General features: G+C 68.9%; 8 protein-coding genes. 7 read left to right on the forward strand and 1 reads right to left on the reverse strand.

Annotated features, from left to right (window positions below; all coding sequences use genetic code 11):
• Positions 1–108: 108 nt before the first annotated feature.
• Complete coding sequence (locus ACLJOO_RS25760) at positions 109–2,232, reverse strand: MMPL family transporter (RefSeq protein WP_410789931.1); 2,124 nt, start codon at positions 2,230–2,232, stop codon at positions 109–111.
• Between the two features lie 147 nt (positions 2,233–2,379).
• Here ACLJOO_RS25760 and ACLJOO_RS25765 point away from each other — a divergent pair, with 147 nt between their 5' ends.
• Genes ACLJOO_RS25765 through ACLJOO_RS25795 form a run of 7 tightly spaced genes read left to right on the forward strand, consistent with a single transcriptional unit; the run spans position 2,380 to position 12,378 of the window.
• Positions 2,380–3,747, forward strand: a complete 1,368-nt coding sequence (locus ACLJOO_RS25765) for an MFS transporter (protein ID WP_410789932.1) — start codon at positions 2,380–2,382, stop codon at positions 3,745–3,747.
• A complete protein-coding gene (locus ACLJOO_RS25770) occupies positions 3,744–5,864 on the forward strand; it encodes a molybdopterin oxidoreductase family protein (protein ID WP_410789933.1) in 2,121 nt (706 codons plus the stop codon). The genes ACLJOO_RS25765 and ACLJOO_RS25770 overlap by 4 nt, the downstream gene beginning before the upstream one ends.
• Positions 5,861–9,742 carry a nitrite reductase large subunit NirB gene (gene nirB, locus ACLJOO_RS25775; RefSeq protein WP_410789934.1) on the forward strand — a complete coding sequence of 1,294 codons (3,882 nt, stop codon included), beginning with the start codon at positions 5,861–5,863 and terminating at the stop codon, positions 9,740–9,742. The genes ACLJOO_RS25770 and nirB overlap by 4 nt, the downstream gene beginning before the upstream one ends.
• Positions 9,739–10,077: a nitrite reductase small subunit NirD gene (gene nirD, locus ACLJOO_RS25780; protein WP_410789935.1), complete on the forward strand. Its 339-nt coding sequence runs from the start codon at positions 9,739–9,741 to the stop codon at positions 10,075–10,077. Before nirB ends, nirD begins: the two co-directional genes overlap by 4 nt.
• Complete coding sequence (locus ACLJOO_RS25785) at positions 10,074–11,201, forward strand: uroporphyrinogen-III synthase (protein ID WP_410789936.1); 1,128 nt, start codon at positions 10,074–10,076, stop codon at positions 11,199–11,201. Before nirD ends, ACLJOO_RS25785 begins: the two co-directional genes overlap by 4 nt.
• Complete coding sequence (locus tag ACLJOO_RS25790; protein ID WP_410789937.1) at positions 11,198–11,896, forward strand: sirohydrochlorin chelatase; 699 nt, start codon at positions 11,198–11,200, stop codon at positions 11,894–11,896. Before ACLJOO_RS25785 ends, ACLJOO_RS25790 begins: the two co-directional genes overlap by 4 nt.
• Positions 11,893–12,378 carry a hypothetical protein gene (locus tag ACLJOO_RS25795; RefSeq protein ID WP_410789938.1) on the forward strand — a complete coding sequence of 162 codons (486 nt, stop codon included), beginning with the start codon at positions 11,893–11,895 and terminating at the stop codon, positions 12,376–12,378. Before ACLJOO_RS25790 ends, ACLJOO_RS25795 begins: the two co-directional genes overlap by 4 nt.
• The last annotated feature ends 185 nt before the right edge of the window (positions 12,379–12,563 follow it).

Genomic DNA, 12,563 nt, shown 5'->3' on the forward strand with positions numbered 1-12,563 from the left:
AGTGCTCGATTTCCCTTATCCACAAGGGGAAACGTCACACGACCGACGTGCCGAAAACGTGTAGGCGCACGGCGGTCCAGGCGCGGTGTGGGCGTGTGTTCGGCGTTCTTATTCTTCTTTGGCTAGTTTGCTGGGCCACCAGACCTTCTTGCCTAGGTCGTGGGCAAGTGAGGGGACCAGGAGGGAGCGGACGACGGTGGTGTCCAGGAGGACGCCGAAGGCGACCATGAAGGCTATTTGGGCCAGGAAGAGGATGGGGAGGACAGCGAGGGCGGAGAAGGTGGCGGCGAGGACCACGCCGGCGGAGGTGATGACGCCGCCGGTGACAGCCAGGCCGACCAGGATGCCGGGCCGGGTGCCGTGTTCCTGGGATTCCTCGCGGACGCGGGTCATCAGGAAGATCGAGTAGTCGATGCCCAGGGCAACCAGGAAGACGAACGCGTAGAGCGGGATGCCGGGGTCGGCGCCAGGGAACTTGAAGACGTGGTTGAACATCAGTGCGCTGACGCCGACGGTCGCGCCGAACGACAGGACGTTCGCGATCACCAGCAGGATCGCGGCGACCAGCGAACGCAGCAGCAGCATCAGGACGACGAAGATCACCGCGAGGATGGTCGGGATGATCACCCGCAGATCGCGTTGCGCGGCATCCAGTACGTCGAGGTTGATCGCGGTGTTGCCGCCCACCAGGATGTCGGGGCTGACCTTGTCCAGTTCGGTCCGCAGGTGCTTGACCACCTTGGTCGCATCCGGTGAGTCGGCCTGCACCTTCAAGGTGGCCTGGACCAGTACCTTGCCGTCGACAACCTTCGGCGGTACGCCGGGAGCGGCCGAGGCGGAGGCGCCGCCGACACCGTCGACCTGCGTGGCGGTCTGGACCACCTGATCCGCCTGAGCCACCGGGGTCAGGATCTGCACCGGCGTACCCGCTCCGGCGTCGAAGTGCTTGGCCAGCCGCTCCTGGCCCGTCACCGACTCGACCTTGTTCAGGAACAGGTCCTCCTGCGACGTGCCGCTGGCCTTGAACGTCGGCAGGAACGCGGCGCAGGCCAGCAACGCCAGCGCCGTGATCGCCCAGACCCGCCGGGAACGGCGGCCGACCAGCCCGGACACGCGTCCCCAGAGCCGGCGTCCGCCGACCTGGTCGCTGGAGTGCACGTGGTCGACGCGCGGGATCGACGGCCAGAAGATCCGCCGGCCGAACGCGAGCAGGATCGCGGGCAGGAACGTCATCGACGCGATCAGCGCACCGGCGATGCCGAGCGCGCCGACCGGCCCGAGGCCTTTTGTACTGCCGAGCTGCGAGAGCAGCAGGCAGAGCAGACCGAGGATGACGGTCGCCGCGCTGGCCGCGATCGGCTCGATCGAGGCCCGCCACGCGACCCGCATCGCCTGGTACTTGCTGTCGTAGTCGTGCAGCTCCTCCTTATAACGGGACACGAGCAGCAGCGAGTAGTCGGTCGCCGCGCCGACGACCAGGATGAAGAGGATGCCCTGGCTCTGACCGTTCAGTTGCAGTACGCCGTTCTTCGCCAGCGGATAGACCACGAGCGCGGCGAGCGCGAGACCGAAGACCGCGGTGAGGAGTACGGCGACCGGGAGGATCGGGCTGCGGTACACGATCAGCAGGATCACGAACACGACCGCGAGCGCGACGCCGAGCAGGATCCCGTCGATCCCGCTGAACGCGACCACGAAGTCCGCGAACACCCCACCCGGACCGGTCACGAAGACCTGCAGACCAGTCGGTGTGAGGTCTTGTTTGATCTCGGCCCGGAGCGATTTCGCGACCGCGTACAGCACGGTCTCGCCCTCTCCGACCACCTCGTCGGCGCGGTCACCGTCGGTCTGCACCGTGAGCAGCAGCGCCTTGCGGTCCGCTGACGGGATCGGCTCCGCGACCGGCGCGGCCAGGTAGTCGCCGACCTTCTTGCCGTCACCGAGTTCCAGCGTGGGGATCCGCGTCCGGAACGCGTCGACCTTGTCCAGGTCGTCCGCGGTGATGCCGGAATCGCGCTCGAGCAGCACGAAGTACGGCAGCGCCTCGGAGTCGATGAACTTGGCGGACTCGTTGGCCACCAACGTCGACTCGGCCTGTTTCGGAAGGAAGTTGGCGTTGTCGTTCTGCTGAACCTCGCTCAGCTTCCCGACGGCCGGTCCGCCCACCGCCCCCAGCACGAGCCAAAGAATCAGTACGGCGGCGATCCCCGCCCTCCACCTCCACCGGTTCACCCCGGCACAGTACCCGGGACCTCTCACCACCCTTCGGCAGGTGTGCGGGAGCCGTTTCGGCGACGTAACAACAAGATGACTACTCGGAAACACCCCGGTCATAACGTCCAGGCCTAATCAGTGAGGTCGGATGATCGGAGACTTGCGATGACGCTCGAGGCAGGACAAGCGACTGTCGCCACCCGCGAAGGAAGTGGCGCGGTCGGCACGGTCGAGGCCCCGCGGCGCGGGCGCTGGATCGACGTCTGGGATCCCGAGGACGCCACGTTCTGGGCCGGGAAGGGCCGGGCGCTGGCCCGGCGGAACCTGTGGCCCTCGATCTTCGCCGAGTTCCTCGGCTTCTCGGTGTGGCAGCTGTGGAGCATCGTCGTGGTGTCGATGCCGAAGGCGGGCTTCACCTACAGCACCGACCAGTTGTTCTGGCTGGTCGCGCTGCCGAGCCTGGTCGGTGCGACGCTGCGGTTGCCGTACACGTTCGCCGTACCGCGGTTCGGCGGGCGGAACTGGACGATCGTGTCCGCGCTGCTGCTGCTGATCCCGACCGCCGGGCTCTCGTACTTCATGACCCAGCCGGACACCTCGTTCTGGGTGATGGCGCTGGTCGCGGCGACCGCGGGTGTCGGCGGCGGAAACTTCGCCAGCAGCATGACGAACATCTCGTTCTTCTACCCGGAGAAGGAGAAGGGTTTCGCGCTCGGTGTGAACGCGGCCGGCGGAAACCTCGGGGTCGCGGTGGTGCAGCTGCTGGTGCCGATCGTGATCGTCGCGGGCGCCGGTCTGACGCTGAACCGGGCCGGCCTGATGTGGCTGCCGCTGATCGCGCTGGCCGCGTTCTGGGCCTGGAAGGCGATGGCCAACCTCTCGGTGGCGAACTCGTCGTTCCGTACGTCGATCGCCGCGGCGAAGCGCCCGCACACCTGGGTGATCTCGTTCCTCTACATCGGCACGTTCGGGTCGTTCATCGGCTTCGGGGCGGCGTTCCCGCTGCTGATCAAGACCACCTTCCCGGACATCACCCCGGCCCACTTCGCGTTCCTCGGCGCCCTGGTCGGGTCGGTCGCGCGGCCGTTCGGCGGCAAGCTGTCCGACAAGGTCGGCGGCGCCTGGGTGACGGTCTGCTCGTTCGTGGTGATGGGCCTCGGAATCCTTTCCGCGGTCGTCTCGCTCAAGTCGGGAAGTTTCCCGGCGTTCCTGACGAGTTTCCTGGTGCTGTTCGTGGCCAGCGGAATCGCGAACGGATCGACGTACCGGATGATTCCGGCCGTTTTCCGGCTCACGACGCCGGGCGACCCGGGCCGGGCCCGGCGTGAGGCGGCGGCCTGTATCGGGATCGCCTCCGCGGTCGGTGCGTACGGCGGTTTCCTGGTTCCCCGCGGATTCGCGATGTCGACGAGCCACTTCGGCTCGCTGATCCCGGCGCTGTACGTGTTCTGCGGGTTCTACGTGGTCTGCCTCGCGGTGACGTACTTCTGCTACCTGCGTAAGGGTGGCCCGCTCACCCGGGAGCGCGTGTGACGGCAGTCGCGACTCATTGTCCGTACTGCGCTCTGCAGTGCGCCACCACGCTGCACCCGGTCGCTCGACCGGGTGCGGTGGAGGTGCGGCCCCGAGACTTTCCTACCAATCGGGGTGGGTTGTGTCGCAAGGGCTGGACGGCTCCCGAGGTACTCACGGTGCCGGACCGGTTGACCGTGCCGCTGGTCCGCAACGCCGCGGGCGAGTTGGTGGAGACGAGTTGGGACAGTGCGCTGGACTTCGTCGCCGACCGGATCAAGGCGTTGCAGACCGCTCACGGGCGGGACGCGATCGCCGTGTTCGGTGGCGGCGGGCTGACGAACGAGAAGGCGTACGCGCTGGGCAAGTTCGCCCGCGTGGCGCTGAAGACGGCGAACGTGGACTACAACGGCCGGTTCTGTATGTCGTCGGCGGCCGCTGCGACGAACCGGGCGTTCGGAATCGACCGCGGACTGCCGTTTCCGCTGGCCGATCTGGGCGGTGCCGGAGCAGTACTGCTGGTCGGCAGCAACATCGCGGAAACGATGCCGCCGGCAGTGGCGCATCTGCAGGGCGCGCGCGACACGGGTGGACTTCTGGTCGTCGACCCGCGTCGCTCCGCAACCGCCGGGCTGACTGAGGAAAACGCTGGAATTCACCTGCAGGCGACGCCGGGCACCGATCTCGCATTGGTGCTGTCGCTGACCCACGTGGTGCTGCAGGAAGGGCTGGCGGATACGGCGTACCTGCAGGAGCGGACCGATGATCCCGATGCGCTCGTCCGTACGACGGCGTCCTGGTGGCCGGAGCGGGCCGAGCGGGTAACTGGTGTACCGGCTGCGACGATCCGGCGTGCCGCAAGGGTGCTGGCGGCGGCTGCTCCGGTGCATGGTGGCGCCGGGGCGTTCATCCTGACGGGCCGCGGGGCCGAGCAGCACAGCAAGGGCACCGACACGGTGACTGCCTGCATCAACCTCGCGTTGGCGCTTGGCCTCCCGGGCCGGTTGGGCAGCGGGTACGGCTGCATCACCGGGCAGGGGAACGGGCAGGGCGGCCGCGAGCACGGGCAGAAGGCGGATCAGCTACCTGGTTATCGGAGCATCGAGGACCCTGCAGCGCGTTCGTATGTTGCGCAGGTCTGGGGTGTGGATCCGGAGGAGTTGCCGCGGTCCGGGAAGAGTGCGGTCGAGTTGATCGACTCGCTCGGGACGGCCGATGGACCGAAGGCGTTGTTCGTGCACGGGAGCAATCTGCTCGTGTCGGCGCCGAATCTTGCCTCGGTCCGCGAGCGCCTGGCGTCTCTCGATCTGCTCGTGGTCGCGGACGTCGTACCGTCGGAAACGGCGCTGCTCGCGGATGTGGTCTTTCCGGTCACGCAGTGGGCCGAGGAGGACGGGACGATGACGTCCCTCGAAGGCCGGGTACTGCGGCGGCGCACCGCGGTGGCCGCTCCGGGTGAGGTGCGGAGCGACCTCGCGGTGTTCGCGGGGATCGCCGAAAGGCTCGACGTACCAGGGTTTTCCACTGATCCGGCCGAGGTGTTCGAGGAGCTGCGGCGGGCGAGTGCCGGTGGGAAGGCCGACTACTCGGGGATCACCTGGGAGCGCTTGGACGCGGACGAGGCGTTGTTCTGGCCGGTGCCGCACGACCGGCATCCCGGGACGCCGCGGCTGTTTGCCGACGGATTTCCGACGCCGGACGGGCGGGCGCACGTCGTGCCGGTCGACCACCGGCCGGTCGCGGACGATCTCAGCACGGAGGCACCGCTCTATCTGGTGACGGGGCGGTTGCTGCAGCACTACCAGAGCGGCGCGCAGACGCGGCGGGTTCCGGAGCTGGCCGAGGCCGAACCGGAGGTGTACGCCGAGATTCATCCGCGGGTCGCCGCGCAGTTGGGGATCGGCGACGGGCGTCCGCTGCGGTTGCGGACCGCGCGCGGGTCGATGGTGCTGCCGGCGCGGGTGACGGCCGACGTCCGGCCGGACACCGTTTTCGTGCCGTTCCACTTCGGTGGCGCCGAGGCGGTCAACGAGCTGACCAACGACGCGCTCGACCCCGTGTCGAGGATGCCCGAGTTCAAGGCGTGTGCCGTCGAAGTCACCGCCGCTGCCTTGCCAGCGACGGGAGTTCCGGCATGAGAGTAGTGATCATCGGCGGTGGGATGGCCGGTCGGAGGCTGGCCGGCCTGTTGCCGTCGGACGACGTCACGGTCCTGGGCGACGAGCCGTCGTACAACCGGGGCCGCCTGACCGAGTACGTCGCAGGTCGCGCGGAGGTTGCCGTCGGCAACGAGCCGCGCAAGACCGCAGTGGCGGTAGATCGGGTACGGCGGGTTGTCACCGACGAGGGTGGCCGCGAATACACGTACGACCGGTTGGTGTTCGCGACCGGCGCGGTTCCGGTGGTTCCGCAGGGCATCGAGGGCGGGCAGCTGCTGCGGTCCGCGGACGACGCACGGGCGGTGGTTGCGGCGACCGGCGCGGCCCGGCGGGCCGTCGTCCTCGGCGGCGGGGTGCTCGGGGTCGAGACGGCTTGTGCGCTGCGTGAGCGTGGAGTCGCGGTCACGTTGGTGCACGACGGCGAAACCCTGCTGGACAAGACGATTCGGGCATCGGCCGGGCGTCGCGTGACGCGCGCTGTCCGGCGGCTCGGCGTCGAGGTCCTGCTCAATACGGAAATCCACGGAACGGAAACAAAGAACGGCAGTTTCCGCGCCCTCCGGCTGCGGAACGGCCGCCAGGTGTTCGGCGATCTGCTCGTCGTCGCCTGCGGTGTGCGGGCCCGGACCGACCTGGCAACCGACCTGACCGTGCGCGGCGGAATCGTCGTGGACAACACGCTGACGAGCCCGGATGACCCACGCGTACACGCGATCGGCGACTGCGCCGAGATCGACGGCCGCGTCACCGGCACCGTCGAGTCCGCGTGGACGCAGGCCGAGGCGCTGGCGAAGCACTTGACGAACGAGACCGCGCAGCTACCCGACTACGAGGTCGTGCGGGTGACGGCCGGCGGCCTCGACCTGCTTGTTCTTGGCGACAAGGACGAAGAAGGGGAGGTGGTCCGGCTCGAGGACGAGACGCGGTACGTGCGCGCCGTTCTGCGGGACGGCGTGGTCCGGTCGGCGGTGGCAGTAGGCGCTCCGGAAGTAGCCGCGGAGCTGGTGCTGCTGGCCGACCGGGGTACGCCGGTCGTCGCGGACGGTTTGTTCGCGGAAAACGTCGTACAGAAGAAGAAAGTGGCGACCGTGTGCAGGTGCAACGGCGTCACCAGGGTCGCGATCGAAGCGGCCTGGCGTGGGGGTGCCGACAGTGTCGCCGGCATCGCCGCCACGACGCGGGCGACGACCGGGTGCGGAAGCTGCACCGGCGCCGTCGGCGAACTGCTCGACCGCTTCCGGCGCGGCGAGACCGAACCAGTCCCGAGCAGGAGGGCGACGATGGCAGAGCTGAACAAGGCCAAGCACGTGGTGGTGGTCGGTGGGGGTATGGTCGCGCACCGCCTGGTCGAGGCGCTGCGGCAACGCGACACGGAGGTCAGCTACCGGATCACGGTGTTCGGCGAGGAGCCGCGGCTGCCGTACGACCGGGTCGCGCTGACCAGCTACTTCTCCGGCCGCGACCCGCACGACCTGTCGCTCGGCGACCCGGACCTCTGGGACGACCCGGCGGTCAACCTCCGCAAGGGCGTGCAGATCACATCGATCGACACCACGGCGAAGACCGTGACCACAGCGCGGGGCGAGCAGGTCGGGTACGACGAACTCGTCCTGGCGACCGGCTCCGCGGCGTTCGTCCCGCCGGTGAAGAACAACGACGCACAAGGCTGCTTCGTCTACCGGACCATCGACGACGTCGCCGCGCTGCGCGTGTACGTCGAGCGGCTGAAGAGCGAAGGCAAGGACGTCAACGGCGTCGTCGTCGGCGGTGGCCTGCTCGGCCTGGAAGCGGCCGGCGCGCTGCGGGCGCTCGGCGCCGGCACCAAGGTCGTCGAGTTCGCGCCGCGGCTGATGCCGCTGCAGGTCGACGAGGGCGGCGGTTCCGCGCTGGCCCGGCTGATCGAGGGCCTCGACGTCGACGTCCTGACCGGGACGGCGTGTCAGCGCGTGAAGCTCACCTCGCAGGGCGCGGCCCGCGCGATGGGCGTTGCCGACGGCCCCGATCTGCCGGCCGATGTGGTGGTCTTCGCGGCCGGCGTCCGGCCGCGCGACGAGCTCGGCCGCGAAGCCGGTCTGCAGATCGGCGAGCGCGGCGGTGTCGTGGTCGACGAAGCCTGCCGAACGTCCGTTCCTGGTGTCTGGGCGATCGGCGAAGTGGCTTGTATCGAAGGGCGCGTGTGGGGCCTGATCGCCCCCGGCTACACGATGGCCGAGATCGTCGCCGACCGGTTGCTCGGCGGCGAAGCGACGTTCCCGGGTGCGGACACCTCGACGAAGCTGAAGCTGCTCGGTGTCGATGTCGCGAGCTTCGGTGACGCTTTCGGCGCCACCGAGGGCGCGCTGGACATCGTGTACGCCGACCCGGTGGCCGGTGTCTACAAGAAGCTCGTGCTGTCGGACGACGCCCGTACCCTGCTCGGCGGCATCCTGGTCGGCGACGCGTCCGCGTACTCCGGACTGCGGCCGATGGTCGGCCGGGAACTCGGCGCGGATCCGGCCGCTTTCCTGCTGCCCGAGGGCTCCGGTCCGGTGCAGCTCGAGCTGCCCGACGACGCGCCGGTGTGCTCGTGCAACAACGTGTCCGCGGGGACGATCCGCTGCGCGGTCCGCGACGAGGGCTGCGGCGACATCAAGTCCGTGTGCGGGAAGACCAAGGCCGGTACGTCGTGTGGCTCGTGTCTGCCGATCGTGAAGAATCTGCTCAACAGCGAGCTCACCAAGGCCGGCGTCGAGGTCAGTAAGGCGCTGTGCGAACACTTCGCGCTGTCGAGGGCCGAGCTGTTCGACGTCGTCCGGATCACCGAGCTGCGGACGTTCAGCGAGATCGTCGAGCGGCACGGCAGCGGTCGCGGGTGCGACATCTGCAAGCCCGTGGTCGCGTCCATTCTGGCGAGTCTGGACCCGGCCGGTCACGTGCTCGAGGGCGAGCGCGCGACGCTGCAGGACACCAACGACCACGTCATGGCCAACATGCAGAAGGACGGCACGTACTCCGTCGTACCGCGGATCCCCGGCGGTGAGATCACGCCGGAGGGACTGATCACGATCGGCGAGGTGGCGCGCGACTTCGGGCTCTACACGAAGATCACCGGCGGCCAGCGTGTCGACCTGTTCGGGGCCCGGATCGAGCAGCTGCCGGCGATCTGGAAGCGGTTGGTGGACGCGGGCTTCGAGTCAGGACATGCGTACGGCAAGGCGTTGCGGACCGTGAAGTCGTGCGTCGGGTCGACCTGGTGCCGGTACGGCGTACAGGACTCGGTCGGGATGGCGATCGCGCTGGAGCTGCGGTACCGCGGGCTGCGATCGCCGCACAAGCTCAAGCTCGGTGTCTCCGGTTGTGCGCGGGAGTGCGCGGAGGCGCGCGGCAAGGACGTCGGCGTGATCGCGACCGAGAAGGGCTGGAACCTGTACGTCGGCGGCAACGGCGGGATGACGCCGCGGCACGCCGAGCTGCTCGCTTCGGACCTGACCGACGAGGAGCTGTTCCAGGCGATCGACCGGTTCCTCATGTACTACGTCCGCACCGGTGATCGTCTGCAGCGTACGTCGGTGTGGATGCGCGAGATCGGTCTGGATCAGGTGCGGGACGTCGTACTCAACGACAGCCTCGGGATCGCGGCCGACCTGGATGCCGCGATGGCGAAGCACGTGGACGCGTACGTCGACGAGTGGCAGGCGACTCTGAACGACCCCGAGAAGCTGGCCCGGTTCGTGTCGTTCGTGAACGCGCCGGACCAGCCCGACGCCGACCTGCGGTACGTGGTCGAGCGCAACCAGCCGCGCCCGGCCACCTCGGCCGAACGCGGGCAGCTGGAGCCGGTCCTGCTGGCCGGCCCCCGATTGGAGGTACGTCGATGACCATGACGACTGTCGGGCACACGGTGGTCTGCGCGTTTGAGGCACTGCTGCCGGAGCGTGGGGTCGCAGCCCTGCTCGGGGATGTGCAGATCGCGCTGTTCCGCACCCACGACGACGAGGTGTTTGCCATCGGCAACCAGGATCCCTTCAGCGGGGCGAACGTGATGTCGCGGGGCATCGTCGGCAGCCGCGGCGACGTACCGACGGTGGCGTCGCCGATGTTCAAGCAGGTCTTCGATCTGCGCACCGGGGCGTGCCTGGACGATCCGGAGGTGTCGCTGCCGGTGTACCCGGTCACCGTCGTCGACGGACAGGTCGTGGTGGGTACCCAGTGACGACCAGGCCGGGGCCGCTGAGCGGCTGCACGATCGCGATCACCGCGCATCGGCGCGCGGAGGACCTGATCGCGTCGTTCGAGCGGCGCGGCGCGAAGGTGCTGCACGCGCCGACCTTGCAGATCGTGCCGGTCGCGGACGACCACGCGCTGATCGAGGCGACCCGGCGGGTGATCGCGAACCCGCCGGACGACGTCGTGGTGACCACCGCGGTCGGGTTCCGCGGCTGGATCGAGGCGGCCGACACCGCCGGTCTCGCCGCGGACCTGCTGGGCACGTTGGAGCAGTCGCGGATCCTCGCCCGCGGTCCGAAGGCGCGCGGCGCGATCCGGGCGGCCGGGCTTGTCGAGCACTGGTCGGCGCGGTCGGAGACGACGGCCGAAGTAGTCGAATGGCTGCGCGCGCAGGGCGTCGTCGGGCGGAAGATCGTCGTACAGCTGCACGGTTTGTCGGATCCCGCGTTGCAGGACGCATTGCGGTCGGCCGGCGGGTCGGTGCGTGGGCTGGAGGTGTACCGGTGGGGGCCGTCGCCCGATCCGGCGGTCGTGGAGCGGATGATCTCGCAGGTGTGCGCGGGGACTGTCGACGCCGTCGTACACACCTCGGCGCCGGGTGCGCAGGCGATGCTCGACGCAGCGGCGTTGAACGGGCAGTACGACGACCTCACGTCGGCGCTGCGGACCGGGCGAGTGCTGAACGCCTGCGTCGGTCCGGTGACCGCGGGACCGTTCGGGGCGTTGGGGCTGGACCCGTTGGTGCCGGACCGGTATCGGTTGGGTGCGCTGATCCGGATCGTGACCGATCGGCTCACCGACGACAACGCCCGGTCGATCGAGACAGCCTTCGGCCAGCTGGTGATCCGTGGCGGCGCGGCGGTGCTGGACGGCGTCGTACTGCCGCTGGGTCCCGGGCCGCGCGCTGTCCTGGCGGCACTGGTCGCGGCCGGGGGAGACGTGGTGTCGCGTCCTGAGTTGCTGGCTGTCCTGCCTGGTGCGGAGGACGTTCATGCCGTCGAGGTGACAGTCAACCGCTTGCGGACGGCCGTCGGGCGTCCCGAGTTGGTGCGCACGGTTGTCCGTCGCGGCTATCGGTTGGCCGTTGAGCCCGCGGGGGTTCCGACATGACCGATCTGGTGGCAGTAGCCCACGGTACGGCGGATCCGCGCGGGATCCGGGTTGTGCACGACCTGGTCCGGGAGATGGCTCGTCAGCGGCCGGATCTGCCTATTTCGTTGGGGTTCGTCGATCTGCTGACGCCGGCGCTCCCGTCTCTCGTTCGTCGCGTCACCACGGACGCCTCGGACGCTGTCGTCGTACCGCTGCTGTTGAGCTCCGGCTATCACGTGTACGTCGACGTTGCCGCCGAAGCTCGGCTCTACCCGGGGCAGGTTCACGCGGCCGGTGCCCTTGGGCCGGATCCTGTGCTGGTCGATATTCTCGCTGACCGCCTGGGCGACCTGTCCCGCGTGGACACCGTCGTACTGGCCGCCGCCGGCTCCTCCGACCCGCGCGCATTGGCCGACTGCGAGACCACCGCCAAGCTCCTGTCGGAGCGAGTCGACCGCCCGGTCCGGGTCGGCTACGTCTCGGGCGCCGGCGACCGCCTCCCCAAGGTCCTGTCCCGCACCCCAGGCCGCCTGGCGGTAGCGACGTACCTTCTCGCCCCCGGCTTCTTTCACACCCTCGTCCAGCGCCATGCCGCACCCCACCCCGTGACGGCTCCGCTAGCCCCCGACCCCCGCCTGGCCACCCTCGCCCTCCACCGCTACGAGGGGGCAAGAGCAGTGAGTCGTTTGTCCGCTCTATCGTCTTGCGCGTGAAGTACTGCTGCCCGCTTGCCTACTACTGCCCGGAACACGAGAGGGTCAGCTGCTATCGCCATGGCGGCACCGAACCGTGCTGCACGGAGGAGCATGCACACGAATGCCTCCAGGACATGTACGGCGCCGAGGACGAGATGATGCTCGGCGACGGGTTCACGTGCGCCCGCTGCGGCAACTACGCGATGACGGGCCTGGAGCACCCGCCGCCGTCCAAGCCGGGGTATCCGGTCAAGGGCTTACCGGCGACCGGCGACGACCGGCTGGTGTTCGTGATCGACGACGTGAACGACGTCATCGACCGCAACGACCTCCTGCTGGTGGGGCGCGTTCTTGCGGGTGTCGTCACCCGCGACACGATCCTGCGCACGTACCAGGAGGCCGCCGTCCGCGTGCTCGCGGTCGAGCCCTCGGGGGATCAGGTAACTCTCCTCGTCGGTACCGATGTCCCACTGACACCCGGCCACTACCTGACGGTGTGATCGCCGGACTCGCCGGATCGCCGCGTGAGGTGGGGAGTGCAGCGCATCTGAAGTGACCTGTGATGTGAAGGGACATGTCGGACAGGGTGTGAAGGGACATGTCGGACAGCGGGTTGTGTTAACTGGTCGAGGGTAGGGGTTTGGTGGCGCGGCGTGCGCGGGGCAGGCCGGACGGGGTGTCTTTG

It is taken from the genome of Kribbella sp. C-35 (assembly GCF_046549195.1).
Taxonomy (GTDB): Bacteria; Actinomycetota; Actinomycetes; order Propionibacteriales; family Kribbellaceae; genus Kribbella.